This is a genomic window from Mesorhizobium sp. P2_F5 (assembly GCF_056403715.1).
On record NZ_JBFUEY010000007.1, the window covers coordinates 24,863 to 43,545 of the forward strand.

At 63.3% G+C, this 18,683-nt stretch carries 21 protein-coding genes and 1 pseudogene; 18 read left to right on the top strand and 4 right to left on the bottom strand.

Annotated elements, in window-relative coordinates:
* Position 1 precedes the first annotated feature (1 nt).
* From AC1DYO_RS11970 to AC1DYO_RS11990, 5 genes are all read left to right on the top strand, one after another.
* On the top strand, positions 2-922 hold the full coding sequence (locus AC1DYO_RS11970) for a pirin family protein (protein ID WP_477263374.1): 921 nt from the start codon (positions 2-4) through the stop codon (positions 920-922).
* Between the two features lie 102 nt (positions 923-1,024).
* A complete protein-coding gene (gene dxs, locus AC1DYO_RS11975) occupies positions 1,025-2,938 on the top strand; it encodes a 1-deoxy-D-xylulose-5-phosphate synthase (protein ID WP_477263376.1) in 1,914 nt (637 codons plus the stop codon).
* Between the two features lie 149 nt (positions 2,939-3,087).
* On the top strand, positions 3,088-3,372 hold the full coding sequence (locus tag AC1DYO_RS11980; protein ID WP_477263378.1) for a hypothetical protein: 285 nt from the start codon (positions 3,088-3,090) through the stop codon (positions 3,370-3,372).
* Positions 3,373-3,484: 112 nt separating this feature from the next.
* On the top strand, positions 3,485-4,249 hold the full coding sequence (locus tag AC1DYO_RS11985) for a TlyA family RNA methyltransferase (protein WP_477263380.1): 765 nt from the start codon (positions 3,485-3,487) through the stop codon (positions 4,247-4,249).
* Complete coding sequence (locus AC1DYO_RS11990) at positions 4,246-5,481, top strand: class I SAM-dependent RNA methyltransferase (RefSeq protein WP_477263382.1); 1,236 nt, start codon at positions 4,246-4,248, stop codon at positions 5,479-5,481. The genes AC1DYO_RS11985 and AC1DYO_RS11990 overlap by 4 nt, the downstream gene beginning before the upstream one ends.
* A 67-nt stretch (positions 5,482-5,548) precedes the next feature.
* Here the strand turns inward: AC1DYO_RS11990 and AC1DYO_RS11995 are convergent, their stop codons facing one another.
* The 4 genes from AC1DYO_RS11995 to AC1DYO_RS12010 form a co-directional block, all read right to left on the bottom strand.
* On the bottom strand, positions 5,549-5,938 hold the full coding sequence (locus tag AC1DYO_RS11995) for a type II toxin-antitoxin system VapC family toxin (RefSeq protein WP_477263865.1): 390 nt from the start codon (positions 5,936-5,938) through the stop codon (positions 5,549-5,551).
* Entirely contained in the window at positions 5,925-6,200 is a 276-nt protein-coding gene (locus tag AC1DYO_RS12000) for an AbrB/MazE/SpoVT family DNA-binding domain-containing protein (RefSeq protein WP_477263384.1), read from the bottom strand. Before AC1DYO_RS12000 ends, AC1DYO_RS11995 begins: the two co-directional genes overlap by 14 nt.
* Before the next feature lie 77 nt (positions 6,201-6,277).
* Positions 6,278-7,690, bottom strand: a complete 1,413-nt coding sequence (tldD, locus tag AC1DYO_RS12005; RefSeq protein WP_477263386.1) for a metalloprotease TldD — start codon at positions 7,688-7,690, stop codon at positions 6,278-6,280.
* 109 nt (positions 7,691-7,799) lie between these two features.
* Positions 7,800-8,366: an invasion associated locus B family protein gene (locus AC1DYO_RS12010; RefSeq protein WP_477263388.1), complete on the bottom strand. Its 567-nt coding sequence runs from the start codon at positions 8,364-8,366 to the stop codon at positions 7,800-7,802.
* A gap of 366 nt (positions 8,367-8,732) precedes the next feature.
* Between AC1DYO_RS12010 and coxB the strand changes: the two genes are divergently transcribed.
* From coxB to AC1DYO_RS12075, 13 genes and pseudogenes are all read left to right on the top strand, one after another.
* Positions 8,733-9,626, top strand: coding sequence for a cytochrome c oxidase subunit II (gene coxB, locus AC1DYO_RS12015; RefSeq protein ID WP_235984292.1), 894 nt, complete (start codon positions 8,733-8,735; stop codon positions 9,624-9,626).
* 38 nt (positions 9,627-9,664) lie between these two features.
* The gene (gene ctaD / locus AC1DYO_RS12020) at positions 9,665-11,317 is read left to right on the top strand and encodes a cytochrome c oxidase subunit I (protein ID WP_181058324.1); all 1,653 of its coding nucleotides are present in this window, start codon (positions 9,665-9,667) and stop codon (positions 11,315-11,317) included.
* A gap of 69 nt (positions 11,318-11,386) precedes the next feature.
* The gene (locus tag AC1DYO_RS12025) at positions 11,387-12,331 is read left to right on the top strand and encodes a heme o synthase (protein ID WP_477263390.1); all 945 of its coding nucleotides are present in this window, start codon (positions 11,387-11,389) and stop codon (positions 12,329-12,331) included.
* Between the two features lie 2 nt (positions 12,332-12,333).
* Positions 12,334-12,483 carry a hypothetical protein gene (locus AC1DYO_RS12030; RefSeq protein ID WP_181058533.1) on the top strand — a complete coding sequence of 50 codons (150 nt, stop codon included), beginning with the start codon at positions 12,334-12,336 and terminating at the stop codon, positions 12,481-12,483.
* Positions 12,484-12,497: 14 nt separating this feature from the next.
* Entirely contained in the window at positions 12,498-13,124 is a 627-nt protein-coding gene (locus tag AC1DYO_RS12035) for a cytochrome c oxidase assembly protein (protein WP_477263392.1), read from the top strand.
* Between the two features lies 1 nt (position 13,125).
* The gene (locus tag AC1DYO_RS12040) at positions 13,126-14,007 is read left to right on the top strand and encodes a cytochrome c oxidase subunit 3 (protein WP_181058321.1); all 882 of its coding nucleotides are present in this window, start codon (positions 13,126-13,128) and stop codon (positions 14,005-14,007) included.
* A gap of 107 nt (positions 14,008-14,114) precedes the next feature.
* Positions 14,115-14,234, top strand: a pseudogene (locus AC1DYO_RS12045) (L,D-transpeptidase family protein); the annotation flags it as partial.
* Between the two features lie 3 nt (positions 14,235-14,237).
* Entirely contained in the window at positions 14,238-14,624 is a 387-nt protein-coding gene (locus AC1DYO_RS12050; protein WP_477263394.1) for a DUF983 domain-containing protein, read from the top strand.
* Entirely contained in the window at positions 14,621-15,376 is a 756-nt protein-coding gene (locus AC1DYO_RS12055) for an SURF1 family protein (protein WP_477263396.1), read from the top strand. The genes AC1DYO_RS12050 and AC1DYO_RS12055 overlap by 4 nt, the downstream gene beginning before the upstream one ends.
* Before the next feature lie 66 nt (positions 15,377-15,442).
* On the top strand, positions 15,443-16,453 hold the full coding sequence (gene ispH, locus AC1DYO_RS12060; protein ID WP_477263398.1) for a 4-hydroxy-3-methylbut-2-enyl diphosphate reductase: 1,011 nt from the start codon (positions 15,443-15,445) through the stop codon (positions 16,451-16,453).
* A gap of 7 nt (positions 16,454-16,460) precedes the next feature.
* Positions 16,461-17,423: a homoserine kinase gene (locus AC1DYO_RS12065; protein ID WP_477263400.1), complete on the top strand. Its 963-nt coding sequence runs from the start codon at positions 16,461-16,463 to the stop codon at positions 17,421-17,423.
* Entirely contained in the window at positions 17,420-17,965 is a 546-nt protein-coding gene (gene rnhA, locus AC1DYO_RS12070) for a ribonuclease HI (protein WP_477263402.1), read from the top strand. The genes AC1DYO_RS12065 and rnhA overlap by 4 nt, the downstream gene beginning before the upstream one ends.
* A gap of 30 nt (positions 17,966-17,995) precedes the next feature.
* On the top strand, positions 17,996-18,589 hold the full coding sequence (locus tag AC1DYO_RS12075) for a histidine phosphatase family protein (protein WP_477263404.1): 594 nt from the start codon (positions 17,996-17,998) through the stop codon (positions 18,587-18,589).
* Positions 18,590-18,683: the final 94 nt, after the last annotated feature.

Below are 18,683 nucleotides of genomic sequence, written 5' to 3' on the forward strand. Positions count from 1 at the left end.
GATGAGTTTCTTCCCCGGCAAGGACCCTGAGCCTGGCGACGCCTTCGCCAGCGACCAGATCGAGCTGATGGTCATTCCGAACGCCAAGGACATTGACGGCTTCCAGGTTCGCCGGGCGCTGCCAACGGCAAAGCGGCGGCTGGTCGGTCCCTTCATCTTCTTCGACCGCATGGGTCCGGCCATATTGCGCGCCGGCCAGGCGCTCGATGTCCGGCCCCACCCGCATATCGGACTTTCCACCGTCACCTATCTGTTCGACGGCAACATCAGGCACCGCGATTCGCTCGGCACCGAAATGGTCATCCAGCCCGGCGACGTGAATTTGATGACGGCCGGCCGCGGTATCGTCCATTCCGAGCGCACGCCCGAAGAACTGCGCGGCGCGCCGATGTCGGTCTCCGGCCTGCAGACCTGGCTGGCCTTGCCCGACGGCAAGGAGGAAGTGGCGCCGGTGTTCGAGAACACCGCGGCGCTCCTTCTTCCTGAAATCGACGCCGAGGGCGTCAGTGGCCGCGTGGTGATCGGTGACTTCCAGGGGCTTCGCTCGCCGGTAAGAGCCGACACCGAAACGCTCTACGCCGATTTGCGCCTGGCGCCCGGCGCCAGCGTCAAAATTCCCGCCGACGCCGAGGAACGCGCCATCTACACGCTGGACGGCGATGTCTCGATCTCGGGCGACCGCTTTCCGGCCGAGCGGCTGCTGGTGTTCCGGCCCGGGGACGAAATTGTTGTTTCGTCCGAGCGTGGCGCGCATTTCATGCTGTTTGGCGGGGCATCGCTCGGCTCCCCACGCCATATCTGGTGGAACTTCGTCTCGTCTTCGAAGGAGCGCATCGAACAGGCCAAGCAGGAATGGAAGACGGGCCGCTTCGATATCGTTCCTGGAGACGAGGAAGAGTTCATTCCGTTACCGGACAATTAACGCCAGCTTCACCCGCGTCACTGACACGCATTTACATTCGGGCGGCGCAGGCATATTTCGCCCATGATCGACGCGCATCTTAGCTGAGCAGGTCCTTTAACAGTGAACGCAACGCTGCATACGCCGCTTCTCGACAAGGTACGCATTCCCGCCGACCTGAAGAAGCTTGACGAAAGCGAGCTGCCGCAGCTGGCCTCGGAGTTGCGCGCCGAGCTGATCGATGCCGTCTCGCATACGGGCGGGCATCTCGGCGCCGGCCTTGGTGTCGTCGAGCTGACGGTGGCGTTGCACTACGTCTTCAACACGCCGGAAGACCGCGTCATCTGGGATGTTGGCCACCAGGCCTATCCGCACAAGATCCTGACCGGCCGCCGCGACCGCATCCGCACGCTCAGGCAGGAAGGTGGCCTGTCCGGCTTCACCCGTCGCACTGAGAGCGAATACGACCCGTTCGGCGCCGCGCACTCCTCGACCTCGATTTCCGCCGGCCTCGGCATGGCCATGGCGCGCGACCTCGCCGGTGGCAACAACAATGTCATTGCCGTCATCGGCGATGGCGCCATGTCGGCCGGCATGGCCTTCGAGGCGCTGAACAATGCCGGCGCGCTCGATGCCCGGCTGATCGTCATCCTCAACGACAACGACATGTCGATCGCGCCGCCGACCGGCGCCATGAGCGCCTATCTGGCGCGGCTGGCTTCAGGGAAGACCTATCTCGGCCTGCGCGATTTCGGCAAGAAACTGACCTCTTATCTCGGCAAGCGCGCCGACCGCGCCATCAAGCGGGCGGTCGAGCATGCGCGCGGCTACGTCACCGGCGGCACGCTGTTCGAGGAGCTCGGCTTCTACCATATCGGCCCCATCGACGGGCACAATCTCGAGCATTTGATCCCGGTCCTGAAGAATGTCCGCGACAATGCCGACGGCCCGGTGCTGATCCATGTCGTGACCCAGAAGGGCAAGGGTTACGGCCCGGCCGAGGCTGCACCCGACAAATATCACGGCGTCAATAAGTTCGACGTCATCACCGGCGCGCAGACCAAGGCGCCGGCCAATGCACCGGCCTACACTAAGGTGTTCGCCGAAAGCCTGATCCAGGAAGCGCGCGCCGACGACCGTATCGTCGCCGTCACCGCCGCCATGCCGAACGGCACCGGCCTCGATCTGTTCGGCGAGGCTTTCCCGACCAGGACCTTCGATGTCGGCATCGCCGAGCAACATGCGGTGACGTTTGCCGCCGGCCTCGCCACCGAAGGCTACAAGCCCTTCGCCGCCATCTACTCAACCTTCCTGCAGCGCGCCTACGACCAGGTCGTCCATGACGTGGCGATCCAGAAATTGCCGGTGCGCTTCCCGATAGACCGCGCCGGTTTTGTCGGCGCCGACGGCGCTACCCATTGCGGCGCCTTCGACACCACTTTCCTGGCAACGCTGCCGGGCTTTGTGGTGATGGCGGCCGCCGACGAAGCGGAGCTTCGCCACATGGTGCGCACCGCCGCCTATTATGATGAGGGCCCGATCGCCTTCCGCTATCCGCGCGGCAATGGCGTCGGCGTCGACATGCCGGAGCGCGGCTCGGTGCTCGAAATCGGTAAGGGCCGCATCGTCAGGGAAGGCACCAAGGTGGCGCTCCTGTCCTTCGGCACGCGGCTGCAGGATTGCCTGATCGCGGCCGAGGAACTCGGTGCTGCCGGGCTGTCGACGACGGTTGCCGACGCCCGTTTCGCCAAGCCGCTCGACGAGGATCTGATCCGCCGGCTCGCCCGCTCGCACGAAGTGCTGGTGACAGTGGAAGAGGGCGCTATCGGCGGTTTCGCCAGCCATGTGCTGCAGTTCCTCGCCCATGAAGGCCTGCTGGAAAGCGGCCTCAAAGTGCGGCCGCTGGTGCTGCCGGACGAGTTCACCGACCACGCCAAGCCGGAAAAAATGTATGCCGATGCCGGGCTCGATGCCGCCGGCATCGTGCGCACGGTGTTCGTTGCGCTTGGCCATTCGGCCCACGCGCAGCGCGCCTGAATCAAAATCTCAAGCCTTTGAAGCGGTTTGCCGGCTTTCTTCCGTAACGTTCTGTTAACGCTTCTGTTTGGCGTTTCGCTTACCGTGTCTTTTGGCCGTTTTTCAACGCCGCCCTGCTAGAACCCGACCAAGGCAGGGAGTTAAAAACAATGCGAACGCTTCTGTGCGGCGTGGCCCTTTTGGCCGTCATCGCCGCGCCGGCCGTGGCCGAAACGCGCTACGACCGTAAGCTCGAACAAGCGGTGGTCGAGATCGTCGCCGGCAAGATGGGAAACATCAGGGGCGGCTTCTCCTACAAGCAGGTGCCGCAGCTCGTCGTCGTGCCGGATGCGCCGGTCGTGCCTGCCGAGCCGCCGCGCAAGCAGGCCGCGGGCGACGCGGGTGATGGCCTGGTGCCCGCCGTCGAACGGCCGGTTTCACGTACCATTTTCTAGAACCACATATCGCGTACACACCGCCCATCGCGCGGCATGGGCCGGCCAGCCTCTCTCGCCTCTCTCGTCCCAATGTCCTTGCCTTCGCGACCGGCTTTCGCCATGAAGGCCGATGAACTCCCCTCTGCCAGCCAGCACACGCCAGCGGCTCGACGAACTGCTCGTCCAGCGCGGCTTGTGCGCGAGCCGCTCGCGCGCCCGTGACGCGATCGAGCGTGGCACCGTGACGGTCGACGGAGTGATCGCCCGCAAGCCCGGCCAGACGGTTCTGCCACAATGTCTCATCGCCATCGACGATCCCGCGCAGAGCTATGTCTCACGCGCGGCGCTGAAGCTGATCGCCGGGCTCGACCATTTCAGTCTCGATCCCTCGGGCTCCGAAGCCCTTGATGTCGGCGCCTCGACCGGCGGCTTCACCCAGGTTCTGCTTGAACGCGGCGCGGCCCATGTCACGGCGATCGATGTCGGCCACGGCCAGATGCATCCCGGTGTCTCGTCCGACCCGCGCGTCACCGTGATCGAGGGCTTGAACGCGCGTGAGCTCACGGCTGCCGATCTCGGCGGCCGTGTCCCTGATTTCATCGTCTCCGACGTCAGCTTCATTTCGCTGAAACTGGCGATGCCGCCGGCATTGGCATTGGCACGGGACGGCGCTCGCGCGGTATTTCTGGTCAAGCCGCAATTCGAGGCCGGCCGCGAGGCGATCGGCAAGGGCGGCTTGCTGAAAGACCCCTATGACGCCGCCCGCGTTGCCGGCCTGCTGCAGGAATGGCTCGAAGGCGTCCCTGGCTGGCGTACACTGGGTCTGCACATGTCGCCGATCGAAGGCGGCGACGGCAACCGCGAATTCCTGCTCGGTGGGATCAAGGACCGATGAGCACGCGCTTCACCATCAAGAGATTGGGCTCGCAAGGCGATGGTGTCGCCGAGACGGAAACCGGCGAGCTGTTCATCCCCTTCACCTTGCCCGGCGAAACCGTCACCGCGGCGCGCGAAAGGGACCGGGCCACGCTGATGGCGGTGCTGGAGGCCTCGCCACTGCGCATCGAGCCGGCCTGCCGGCATTTCACCGAATGCGGCGGCTGCGCCGTCCAGCATCTGCAAGCCGACTCCTACCAGCAATGGAAACGCGACAAGGTCGTGCATGCCTTGAAGGGCATTGCCGGCGACATCGGCGCCTTGGTGCCGTGTGCGCCACACACACGCCGCCGCGTCGTGCTTGCCGCAAGGCGTGCCGACACCGGCATGCTGCTCGGCTTCCATCGCCATCTGTCGCCGGAAATCATTCCGATCGAGGAATGCCCGATCTCGCTGCCGGAGATCGTCGCCGCGCTCGATCGCTTGCGATCCGTCGCCGACCTGGTTTGCGCCACGACCAAATCGTTCCGGATGGCCGTCACTGTGACGGGTTCTGGCCTTGACGTCGCGGTCTATGAGTCGGGCAAGCTGGGCGAGAACCAGCGTCGGGTCGCCTCCAACTTCGTCATGGCCAATGGATTTGCCCGGCTTTCGATCGACGACGAGATCGTCATCGAGCCGAAAAAGCCGGTGGTCATGTTTGGCACCGTCGCTGTCGCCGTGCCGCCCGGCGCCTTCCTGCAGGCCACCGAAGCCGCCGAACAGACGATGGCCGACCTCGTTGGCGGACATTTGAAACGCGCCAAGAAGGTCGCGGATCTTTTCGCCGGTTGCGGCAGCTTTGCACTTCGGCTTGCGGCGAAATCCGAGGTCCATGCGGTCGAAGGCGACGCCGCCGCCCTTTCGGCGCTCGACCGGGGATCACGCTTCGCGACCGGCCTGAAACGGGTAACCGGCGAGCGCCGCGACCTGTTCCGCCGGCCGCTGACGTTCAAGGAGCTGAACGCCTTCGACGGCGTCGTCTTCGACCCGCCGCGCGCCGGCGCCGAGGACCAGTCGAAACAGATCGCCCGTTCCGACGTGCCGTTCGTCGCCGCCGTCTCCTGCAACCCGGTGACGCTGGCCCGGGACCTGCGTATCCTTATGGACGGCGGCTATGTCCTGAAAAGCGTGACGCCGATCGACCAGTTCCTGTGGTCGCCGCATGTCGAGGCCGTGGCGCTGCTGGAGAAGCCGAAAAGGCGACGTTAATCCGCCGATTTTTCACAACGCCGTGCTTGAGTTTGCCGCTCCCCGCAAGACGTAATCGGCTCGCATCCTAGCCTTCGTGGACGCTTTCGTACCCGGCCGCTTGTGCGGCCTTAATGAACTTGCGGTCGAAGGTCACAAACGCAGAGCAGTGCGAGGACTTGCCCAGATGGAGCGCATCGGCGAAATCCATTCCCGTCTCGGCTAGATCGAGCGCGGAAGAGACAATCGCAGCATCCTCTATCTCGACAGCGGGAAGCCCGCCGAACACCCGCAGTGCATTGACGATCGAGGCCTGATCATAACCATAGGCGCTGCGCAGCACCCACTCAGCCTCCAGGATCACCGTGACGGTGACAAAGACGGGTTGACCGTCGATCAGCCGCCGGGCTCGCGGGGACTGCTCGGGATCGTCGTTCGTCAGATACCTGACGACAACGTTGGTATCAATCGCGAGCATGGCGCCGTCGTGCTTCAGCAAGGACGCCCGCGTCCATTTCCTCCAGCGTCTTCGGCCTGCCACTGTGCGGTAGGACGCCAAAGACATCTTCTGGTCGCGTCGGGGCAAAGGCCGGCGCCGATTTCAAAAGCACTCCGTCCGGCGTGTCTTCGACCTGAAGGCGCGTGCCCGCGCCCCAGTCCCTCCGTTTCCGGATCGCGCTGGGCAGGATTACCTGTCCTTTGGTGGAGACGGTCGTTATAAGCTTTTCTGTCGCAGCCATCGCGGCACACCTTTGTGTAAGACAAAGGTAAGATAGTCTTATTGCGGCAGCTATTCAAGCCGGCCGGATTTGTATCCTCAAACCCTGGTGCCGCCGACCGTCATCTGGTTCATCCTCAGATGCGGCTGGCCGACGCCGACAGGCACGCCCTGTCCGGCCTTGCCGCACATGCCGATGCCGTTGTCGAGCTTCATGTCATTGCCGATCATCGACACGCGGTGCATGGCGTCCGGCCCGTTGCCGATCAGCATGGCGCCCTTGATCGGCTGCGTCACCTTGCCGTTCTCGATCATGTAGGCCTCGGTGCAGCCGAACACGAACTTGCCCGAGGTGATGTCGACCTGGCCGCCGCCGAAGGAAACGGCATAGATGCCGTTCTTGACCGAGGCGATGATCTCGTCCGGTTCCATGTCGCCAGATGTCATGTAGGTGTTGGTCATGCGCGGGATGGGCTGGTGCGCATAGCCTTCGCGCCGGCCGTTGCCGGTCGCCTTCATGCCCATCAGCCGGGCGTTCTGGCGGTCCTGCATGTAGCCGACCAGCTTGCCGTCCTCGATCAGCACATTGCGGGCCGATGGCGTGCCTTCATCGTCGACGGTCAGCGAGCCGCGCCGCTCGGGCATGGTGCCGTCATCGACCACGGTGACGCCCTTGGCCGCCACCTGCTGGCCCAGCAGTCCGGCGAACGCTGACGTCTTCTTGCGGTTGAAATCGCCTTCCAGCCCGTGGCCGACGGCCTCGTGCAGCATGACGCCCGGCCAGCCGCTGGACAGCACGATGTCGAACGTGCCGGCCGGCGCCGGGATGGCTTCGAGGTTGACCAGCGCCTGGCGCAGCGCCTCCTTGGCGGCATGCTTCCAGCTGTCCTCGACCAGGAACTCGCCGAACGCCTTGCGCCCGCCCATGCCGTAGGAGCCGCTTTCCTGGCGGTCGCCATCGCCGACGATGACCGAGACGTTGATGCGGACCAGCGGCCGGATATCGCGCACCATCTGGCCGTCGGCGCGCACGATCTCGACATGCTGCCAGGACGCCGCGAGTGAGGCCGTCACCTGGCGCACGCGCGGATCCTCTGCCCGCAGCCATGCGTCGATCTCCTGCAACAGCTTGGCCTTGACCTCGAAAGAAGGCGAGGGGATCGGGTTCTCGTCGCCATAGAGATGGCGGTTGGTGCGCGCGGGTGCGGCGGCAAGCGTGCCGGAATAGCCGCCCTTGACGGTTGAGACGGCGTCCGCCGCGCGCAGCAGCGACGCTTCGGACAGATCGCTGGAATGGGCGTAACCGCTGGCCTCGCCGGCCACGGCGCGCAGGCCAAAACCCTGATCGGTGTTGAAATTGGCGGTCTTCAGCTTGCCATTGTCGAACATCAGCGCTTCGCTCTCGCTGTATTCGAGGAACAGCTCGCCGTCGTCGGCGCCGTTAAGGGTCTCGGCGACGATTTGCTTGATGCGATCGTCTGAAATATCGAATTGGCCGATCAGGCTGTTCATGGCAGGTCCGTTCACGCGAGGAATGGTTGTTGCCACGATGTAGGCGCGAAGACGCGCCTGCACAATCCGCAATGAGAATCGCTAGCCGGCGACCGCCTGGACAACAAGCTCAGGGCAGAGCGGCAAAACCGTCGGCGAAGCCCTTGAGGTCGACGGGGATGCCGATGCCCTCTTCCGGCGTCTGGAAGACGATGAAGGTGGCCGACGTCCCGGTCTTCAGCGTGTCGAGCAGCGGCTTTTCGAGAATGACCTCGGCATAGCAGCCGTCCTGGAAGCAGCGCACGAAATAGGCGCGGCCGATGTCCTTGCCATCGACATTGAGGCCGAGCCCGTTGGGCAGGAGCACGCCGAGCGGCGCCAGCACGCGCAGGATCTCGGCTTTGTTATCTGCCGTGCGCAACACGACGACCGAAAGTCCCATTTCCGGGCGATCCTCGGCGACGACGTTTTGCATCATCACGCATTGTTCCGAGGTGGCGCCGGCCGGCGTGTCGCAGATGATCGACCACGCGCCGTGCGTCGACTTGACCGTGCCGCTCGGCTGCGCTGAATTGGCGACGCCGGTTGCGGCCGAGCCGATACCGATCAGGGCGGCGAGAAAGATGACCTTCGCCCCGCTTCTCGAAAGCCAAGCGCTTTTCGAATGCCAAGCGTTTCTCGAAAGCCAAGAGGTCATGACGGCTCCATTGCGAATCACGGCACTTTAAGCCGCGCCAAGGCCAAGTAAAGGATAGGGCGACCGCCGGTCAGTCCCGGCAAGCGCAATAATGCGCTTTTCCCTAGCAAATTCGCCCGAATTGCGACCGTCGGGCGCATTCCGGCCGCGAGCCCGCATAGCCCATCTGTCGACGATACGCGCGGGGCAAAAGGCCGCTGAAACGGTGTGGTCGCGCTTGCGCGCAAAAATGCCGCACGGTTTTGTCCGCTCCTTTCTTGCGGAGGGAAATAGAGTATGGTTTGAACCAGCCTTGGGACTGTCCGGGATTCCCATCCCGGCGATGTACGTTATTCCTACGCCACGATCGCGAGGAACCGGGAGATGATGAGGGCGATGAGAAAATTCCCAGCAAGCGCCAAATTGATGGCAGCAGCAGGTGCTGCCGTCGCATTTTTCGCCGGTGCCTCCGCCCATGCGGCCCAGCCGCAGCCGTGGGAGACCAGTTTTCAGCCGCCGGCGACCGACATGATGCGGCAGATCGAGTGGTTCGGGAACTACACGATGTGGTTCGTCGTCCCGATCACCGCCCTGGTGCTGGCCCTTCTCGCCTGGTGCATCTTCAGGTTCCGGGCAAGCGTCAACCCTGTTCCGTCCAAGACCAGCCACAACACGCTGATTGAGATTATCTGGACGGTCGGGCCGGTCGTGATCCTGCTCTTCATCGCCATTCCCTCGTTCCAGCTCCTGACCGCGCAGTACACGCCGCCGGAAGAAGCCAAGCTGACCGTCAAGGCGACGGGCAATCAGTGGAACTGGGACTATGAGTACCAGACCGAGAACACGCTCTCCTTCAACTCGGCCGTCCTTCAGGATGCCGATCGCGCGGCGATCGGCAAGGAAGACCGCAAGGTCTACCCGCGTCTGCTGGCGGTCGACAACGAGCTGGTGGTGCCGGTCAACACCATGACCCGCGTCCTGATCACCGCGACCGACGTCATCCATTCCTTCGCCATGCCGGCCTTCGGCATCAAGATGGACGCGGTTCCCGGTCGCACCAACGAGACCTGGTTCAAGGCGGAGAAGGAAGGCCTCTATTATGGCCAGTGCTCGCAGCTCTGCGGCAAGGACCACGCCTTCATGCCGATCGCCATCCGTGTCGTCTCCGACGCGCAGTACAAGACCTGGCTGGCAGCAGCCAAGACCGACCTTCCCGGCGCCAACAAGGCGCTGATGGCCGAGGTCGACGGTACCAACAAGGTAGCGGCCGCCGGCAATTGATGCCGCGGGTTAGCAAGAATTAGGGAACGGAGCCGACCATGGCAGATGCTGCAGCTCACGACGACCACGACCACAAGCCCTATCATGGCTGGGTCCGGTGGGTTTACTCCACCAACCACAAGGACATCGGCACGCTCTATCTCATCTTCGCGATCTTCGCGGGCATCGTCGGCGGCGCGCTTTCGGTCGTCATCCGTATGGAGCTGCAGGAGCCGGGCATCCAGATATTCACCGGCCTGGCGCAGATGGTCTACGGCATGAACGGCGATGCCGCCATCGACGGCGGCAAGAGCATGTACAACGCTTTCGGCACCGCGCACGCCCTGATCATGATCTTCTTCATGGTCATGCCGGCGCTGATCGGCGGCTTCGCCAACTGGATGGTGCCGATCATGATCGGCGCGCCTGATATGGCCTTCCCGCGCATGAACAACATTTCGTTCTGGCTGCTGCCGCCGGCCTTCATCCTGTTGCTCACCTCGATGTTCATGCCGAGCGCGCCCGGCGCCTTTGGCGTCGGTGGCGGCTGGACGCTCTATCCGCCGCTGTCGACCTCCGGCCAGCCCGGACCGGCTATGGATCTGGCGATCCTGTCGATCCACATTGCCGGCGCCTCCTCGATCCTCGGCGCCATCAACTTCATCACCACCATCTTCAACATGCGCGCGCCGGGCATGACGCTGCACAAGATGCCGCTGTTTGCCTGGTCGGTGCTGGTCACTGCCTTCCTGCTGCTCTTGTCGCTTCCGGTTCTGGCCGGCGGCATCACCATGCTGCTTACCGACCGCAATTTCGGCACCACCTTCTTCGCGCCGGACGGTGGCGGCGATCCGATCCTGTTCCAGCATCTGTTCTGGTTCTTCGGTCATCCGGAAGTGTACATCCTGATCCTGCCGGGCTTCGGCATCATCAGCCACATCGTCTCGACCTTCTCGAAGAAGCCGGTGTTCGGCTATCTCGGCATGGCCTACGCCATGGTGGCAATCGGTGCCGTCGGCTTCATCGTCTGGGCGCACCATATGTACACGACCGGCCTGTCGCTCGACACCCAGCGCTATTTCGTCTTCGCCACCATGGTCATCGCGGTGCCAACGGGCGTGAAGATCTTCTCCTGGATCGCGACGATGTGGGGCGGGTCGATCTCGTTCAAGACGCCGATGCTGTGGGCGCTGGGCTTCATCTTCCTGTTCACCATCGGTGGCGTCACCGGCGTCCAGCTCGCCAATGCCGGCCTCGACCGCTCGCTGCATGACACCTATTTCGTCATTGCGCACTTCCACTATGTGCTGTCGCTGGGCGCTGTCTTCGCCATCTTCGCCGGCTGGTACTACTGGTTCCCGAAGATGACCGGCTACATGTACTCGCCGGTGATCGCCAACACCCACTTCTGGGTCACGTTTGTTGGCGTCAACCTGATCTTCTTCCCGCAGCACTTCCTCGGTCTCGCCGGCATGCCGCGCCGTACCATCGACTATCCGGACGCGTTTGCCGGCTGGAACTATGTGTCGTCCATTGGCTCATATATCTCGGCCGTCGGCGTTTTGATCTTCCTCTACTGCGTCTTCGAGGCTTTCCAGAAGAAGCGGGTCGCCGGCGCCAATCCATGGGGCGAAGGTGCAACGACGCTCGAATGGCAGCTGCCTTCGCCGCCGCCCTTCCACCAGTGGGAACAGCTGCCGAAGATCAAGTAAGGCAGCTGAATACGAAACCGCCGGCCCGCCGGCGGTTTTGGCCAACGGAATGATTGGACTCAACTACGCATGGCCCTGGTCGACGACCCAATGATTGACGAAGCGGGCTTTCGCATGTCGGAAGCAACCGCGGGCGATTTCTTCGCCCTGCTGAAGCCGCGCGTCATGTCGCTGGTGGTGTTCACGGCCTTTGTCGGCATGGTGGCGGCGCCCGTGACCATCAACCCGCTGCTGGCGGTGATCGCCATCCTGGCCATTGCCATCGGCGCCGGCGCCTCGGGCGCGCTCAACATGTGGTACGACGCCGACATCGACGCGGTGATGAGCCGGACCGCCAGCCGCCCGGTGCCTTCCGGCCGCATCCTGCCCGGCGAAGCCCTGAGCTTCGGGCTTGTGCTGTCGGTGCTGTCGGTGATGACGCTGGGTGTGCTGGTCAACTGGCTGTCGGCGGCGCTGCTCGCCTTCACCATCTTCTTCTATGCCGTCGTCTACACGATGTGGCTGAAGCGCTCGACGCCGCAGAACATCGTCATTGGCGGTGCCGCCGGCGCCATCCCGCCGGTGATCGGCTGGGCGGCGGTGACTGGGACGGTCAGCCTCGAGAGCCTCGTCCTGTTCCTGATCATCTTCCTGTGGACGCCGCCGCACTTCTGGGCGCTGGCGCTGTTCAAGTCCGATGACTACTCCAAGGCTGGCATCCCGATGATGCCTGTTATCGCCGGCCAGGCCTCGACCCGGCGTCAGATCTTTGCCTATGCGCTGATCCTGGCGCCGATCGGCGTGCTGCCCTGGGTGCTCGGCTTCACCACCGCCTTCTATGGTATGGCTTCGCTGGCGCTTGGCGCCGGCTTCGTCTGGTATGCCTGGAAGGTGCTGCGCATGACGGACGACGACCGTGTCATGAAGCCGGCCAAGGCGTTGTTTGCCTATTCGCTGCTCTACCTCTTTGCCATCTTCGCCATCTACCTCGCCGACTGTGTCGTCGGTCGCGCCTTGGCCATCGGTGGAGCATGACCATGATCGACAAGAAGCTTGAACTGGTCACGCTTACCGAGAGCCAGAAGAAGGCGCGGCGCAACCGTTCGGCGGCCATCGGCGTGGCCCTGGCGGTGCTGGTCGTCATCTTCTATGCCGCGACGATCGTGAAATTCGGCCATACCGGATGAATGTGAGGCCGATGATGACCCGCCAGACCGTGACCGATCCCAAAAAGAAGAACACCAACCGAGTCGTCGCCGCTGTTTGCGTTGCCTTCTTCGGCGGCATGATCGGCATGGCCTATGCCGCGGTGCCGCTCTACAAGATGTTCTGCCAGGCCACCGGCTATGGCGGCACCACGCAGCGCGCCGAAAAGCAGTTTGCCGGCCGCGTCCTCGACCGTGACATCACCGTCCGCTTCGACGCCAACACCAACGGCATTCCCTGGCAGTTCCAGCCGGTCGCCCGCTCGGTCACCATCAAGATCGGCGAGACCACGCAGGCGCATTACAGCGCCACCAACAAATTCGACCGCGCCATCACCGGCCGCGCCACCTTCAACGTGCAGCCGGAACTGGCAGGCCCATACTTCAACAAGGTGGAGTGTTTCTGCTTTATCGACACGACGCTGAAGCCCGGCGAGACGCTGGACATGCCGGTCGTGTTCTATGTGGATCCTGATATCGTCAACGTGCCGGAACTGAAGGACTTGAAGACGATCACCCTGTCGTACACCATGTTTCCGGTCGAAAAGAACAAACCGGTCGCCTTGTCGGCGCCGGACAGCACCACCAAAGTTTCAGATACCGAAGCAAATCTCGGGGGTTGATATGGCAGACGCGCACGCAAAACCACAACACGACTACCATCTCGTCAACCCGAGCCCATGGCCCTTCCTTGGCTCCATCGGGGCGCTGGTGACCGCCGTCGGCGGCGTTGCCTGGATGCAGTATCTCAAGAACGGCGATTTTCCGATCTTTGGCCACAACATCGCCAATCCGTGGCTGTTCTTCGTCGGCCTGATCATCGTCCTCTACACCATGTTCGCCTGGTGGTCCGACACCATCAAGGAAGCGCATGAGGGCCACCACACGCGTGTCGTGTCGTTGCATCTGCGCTACGGCATGATCATGTTCATCGCTTCGGAAGTGATGTTCTTCGTTGCCTGGTTCTGGGCCTATTTCGATGCCAGCCTGTTCCCGAGCGAGGCGCAGCAATATGCCCGCACCGCGTTTACCGGCGGCGTCTGGCCGCCGAAGGGTCTCGAAGTCCTCGATCCCTTCCATCTGCCGCTCTACAACACCATCATCCTGCTTTTGTCGGGCACCACCGTGACATGGGCGCACCATTCGCTCATCCACGGCGATCGCAAGGGGCTGATCAATGGCCTGGTGCTGACGGTCGGCCTCGGCATGCTGTTCACCATGGTGCAGGCCTACGAGTACATCCACGCTCCGTTTGGTTTCAAGGATTCCATCTACGGCGCCACCTTCTTCATGGCGACCGGCTTCCATGGCTTCCACGTCATCATCGGTACCATCTTCCTGGCTGTCTGCCTGATCCGTGCCATGAAGGGCGACTTCACCCCCAAGCAGCATTTCGGCTTCGAGGCCGCCGCCTGGTACTGGCACTTTGTCGACGTGGTCTGGCTGTTCCTGTTCAGCGCGATCTATGTCTGGGGATCGTCCGGCGCGCTAATCGAAGGCCACTGACGGCTTTCATCGGGGGATCAGCGCTCAAGGAATCAGAGAGGCGGCTGCGGCAATGCGGCCGTCTTTCTTCTTTTTGGCGCCCATCCATAGTTTACGGTTTCGGCTGATGGGGCTGGCTGCTTCAATTGGTCGACTGGACCGATGGCTGCATTGCGGTTACCGACTCAGACATGGATGAAATCTGGACTATGGTGCCGGATGGAACACCGATCGAAATCGAGCCGTAAAGCATGAGCGAAGACAAGGCGATCTGGCCACCCGTCGAGCCGATTTCGGCCGGCCTGCACGGCCGCTGTCCGCGTTGCGGCGAAGGGCGGCTGTTCTCCGGCTTCCTGACCGTCGGCAAGCGCTGCATGAATTGCGGCCTCGACTATTCCTATGCCGATGCCGGCGATGGCCCGGCGGTGTTCGTCATCCTGATCATCGGCTTCATCATTGTCGGGCTGGCGCTGTGGGTGGAAGTGACGCTGAGCCCGCCGCTCTGGCTGCATTTCATCATCTGGATACCGCTGGCGGTGGCGCTGTGCCTGACGGCGCTCAGGCTGATCAAGGGCGTGCTGCTGACGCTGCAATATGCCAACAAGGCTGCCGAAGGCCGGCTGGACCACGAGCAATGAGCGAGGCGTTGGCCAAAGCCACCGGCCGTTCGCGGCCGACGGCGGCGTTGCTGGTCGGCCTCGGCCTGGTGCTGTTCGTCATCCTGCTGGGGCTTGGCACCTGGCAGGTGCAGCGCCTGCACTGGAAGGAAGGCCTGCTGGCGACCATCGACCAGCGCACTCACTCTGCGCCGCGGCCGCTGGTGGACGTCGAGAATGAATTCACCGCCACCGGCGATGTCGACTACACGCCGGTAACCGTCAGCGGGACGTTCCTGCACTCCGGCGAGCGGCATTTCTACGCCACCTGGGACGGTGACGCCGGCTTCAATGTCTACACGCCGCTGGCGCTCGACGACGGCCGCTTCGTCCTGATCAACCGCGGCTTCGTGCCCTATGATCTCAAGGATGCCGCCAAGCGCCCGCAAGGCCAGGTGACGGGCAAGGTCACGGTCACCGGGCTGGCGCGCAATCCGTTGCCGGCCAAGCCGTCGATGATGCTGCCCGACAATGATGTGGCGAAAAACATCTTCTACTGGAAGGACCGTGATGTCATGGCGGCGAGCGCCGGCCTGCCGGCGGGTGCCGCGCTGGTGGCGATCTTCATCGACGCCGACAAGACGCCGAACCCCGGCGGGCTGCCTGTCGGTGGCGTCACCATCATCGACCTGCCGAATTCTCATTTGCAATATGCCTTCACCTGGTATGGCCTGGCAGCCGCCCTTGCCGCGGTTCTGATCATCAGGCTGCGCCGTCCGGCAAAAGCCGAATGATGTCAGCTGCCCTTGACAGGGCAGGGGTGCACACCTCATTTCGCCTCTGAACAACGGCCCGGATTCATGCTTCACACCAAGACCAAGCCTCCTCTGACGATCCGGCTCTGCCAGCCGCGCGGCTTTTGCGCCGGCGTCGACCGCGCCATCCAGATCGTCGTGCTGGCGCTGAAGAAATACGGCGCGCCGGTCTATGTCCGCCACGAGATCGTGCACAACCGCTATGTCGTCGAGGGCCTGCAAAGCCTTGGCGCGGTGTTCATCGAGGAACTCTCGGAGATCCCGGCCGAGCATCGCAAGTCGCCGGTGGTCTTCTCGGCCCATGGCGTGCCGAAATCGGTGCCCGCCGATGCCCAGGCGCGCGAACTCTTCTATCTCGACGCCACCTGCCCGTTGGTCTCCAAGGTGCACAAGCAGGCGATGCGCCATCAGCGGCTCGGTCGCCATGTGCTTCTGATCGGCCACGCCGGGCACCCGGAAGTGATCGGCACGATGGGCCAGTTGGCGGAAGGCGCCGTCACGCTGATCGAAACCGAAGCCGACGCCGCGACCTTTGCGCCCGCGAACCCCGAGGCGCTCGGCTTCGTCACCCAGACGACGCTGTCGGTCGAGGACACCGCTGGCATCATCCGGGCATTGCAGGAGCGCTTCCCGCAACTGCATGCGCCGGCCGCCGAATCGATCTGCTACGCCACCACCAACCGCCAGGAAGCGGTCAAGGAAACCGCCGCCGGCGCCGATCTCTATCTGATCGTCGGTGCGCCCAATTCCTCCAATTCGCGCCGTCTTGTCGAAGTGGCGGAGCGCGCCGGCGCCACCATGTCGCTTCTCGTACAGCGCGCCGCCGAAATTCCGTGGAATGACATCACGGGCATTTCGACGCTCGGCCTGTCGGCCGGCGCGTCGGCGCCGGAGATCATCGTCGACGAAATCATCGATGCCTTCCGCCAGCGCTTCGAGGTGACCATTGATCTCGCGATCACGGCGACCGAAACGGAGGATTTTCCAGTCATGCGGGTTCTGCGCGATGTCGAACTGACGCGGGCCGACATGGCCTTCGTCAACGGAGCCGCGTGAACAGCCCATGGCGGTCTACACCGATGTCAACGAGGGCGAACTCGGCGCGTTCCTCAACGCTTATCCGGTCGGCGAACTCTTGTCCTACAAGGGGATTGCCGAAGGCACCGAGAATTCGAACTTTTTGCTGCACACATCGAGCGGCGCCTACATATTGACGCTCTACGAGAAGCGCGTCGACAAGGCCGACCTGCCGTTCTTCCTCGGCCTGATGGGCCATCTCGCTCGCAAAGGCATTTCCTGCCCGCTGCCGGTGACCGCGCATGACGGCACCGTCATCGGCACGCTGGCCGGGCGGCCGGCGGTCATCATCACCTTCCTCGAAGGCCTGTCGCTCAGGCGGCCGACAGCGGCGCATTGCGCGGAGGTCGGCAAGGCGCTGGCCGCCTTGCATCTGGCCGGCCAGGATTTTGCGATGACGCGCGACAACGCGCTTGCCATCGACGGCTGGCGCAAGCTCTGGAATGCCTCGCGTGGCCGCGCCGACGAGGTCGAGCCGGGACTTGCGGCCGAGGTCGACGCCGATTTCGCCGATTTCGAACGGCATTGGCCACAGGGCCTGCCGCAAGGCATCATCCATGCCGACCTGTTCCCGGACAACGTCTTCTTCCTCGGCGAAAAACTGTCCGGCCTGATCGATTTCTATTTCGCCTGCAACGACCTCTACGCCTATGACGTCGCCACCTGCCTCAACGCCTGGTGTTTCGAGAAGGATTTTTCCTTCAATCTCACCAAGGGCACGGCGCTGCTGGCCGGCTATCAGAGCGTGCGGCCCTTGAGCACTGTTGAGAAAGCGGCGTTGCCGATGCTGGCCCGCGGCTCGGCGCTGCGCTTCATGCTGACCCGGCTCTATGACTGGCTAACCGTTCCTGATGGCGGGCTGGTCATGAAGCGCGATCCGACCGAATATATTCGCCGCATGCGCTTCCACCGCGCGATCAGGTCTCCTTCGGAATATGGACTGACATGACCAAGCAGGTTGAAATCTTCACCGACGGCGCCTGCTCGGGCAATCCTGGTCCCGGCGGTTGGGGCGCCATCCTGCGCTTCAACGGCAAGACCAAGGAATTGTCGGGCGGCGAGGCCGAGACCACCAACAACCGCATGGAACTGCTGGCCGCCATCTCGGCGCTGAACGCGCTCAAGGAACCGTGCGCCGTCGAGCTTCACACCGACAGCAAATATGTCATGGACGGCATTTCCAAATGGATCCATGGCTGGAAGAAAAACGGCTGGAAGACCGCCGACAAGAAGCCGGTCAAGAACGGCGAGCTCTGGCAGGCGCTGGACGAGGCCAACAGGCGCCACAAAGTGACCTGGAACTGGGTCAAGGGCCATGCCGGCCATACCGAGAACGAACGCGCCGATGAGCTCGCGCGTGAAGGTATGGCGCCGTTCAAGAAGGGCTCGGCCAAACCTGCCGCGCCGAAACCTGCAGCCGCGCTGAAGCCGGCAGCATCCGACAAGCAGCCGGCGGCCCCAAGAGCACGGCGCTCGACGCAGAGTTATTGAGCTCGAGCTGACGGCAGGAACACCTCACCCGTGCCGATCGCATACTTCATCACCCATCCTCAGGTTCAGATCGATGCCAACGTTCCGGTCCCTGACTGGGGCCTGTCCGAGATCGGGCGGGCGAGGGCGTTGGTCATGCTCGATCAGCCATGGGTCGGCTCAATCCGGCGCGTCGTCTCGTCGGCTGAGCGCAAAGCGATCGAGACCGCCGAGATCCTTGGCAAACATCTTGGCCTTGCGGTCGAGGTGAGGGAGCGCATGCATGAGAACGATCGGTCGGCAACCGGCTTCCTGCCGCCGCCGGAGTTCGAGGCAGTCGCCGACCAGTTCTTCGCCAACCCGCACACAAGCATCCGCGGCTGGGAGCGCGCCATCGACGCCCAGCAGCGCATTGTCCGCGAGGTCGAAACGGTGCTCGAGATCGCCCGCAGCGGCGATATTGCCTTCGTCGGCCATGGCGGCGTCGGAACGCTGCTGCTGCTCTCGCTTAGCGGTCGCGAAATCAGCCGCGAGGCGGACCAGCCGGCGGGAGGTGGGAACTTTTTCGCCTATGATGTCGGCGCGCTTCGCGTCGTCCACGGATGGTGGCCAATCGACAGTCTGGCGCCGCTCCAAAGTGGCTGATCTGGCCGAAGGCTTCGGATACGGTCAATCTCAAGCCAGCAATTGTTCCCAGGTAGCAAAAGGAGTATTATTTACTACCTTTGAGCAAAGGATG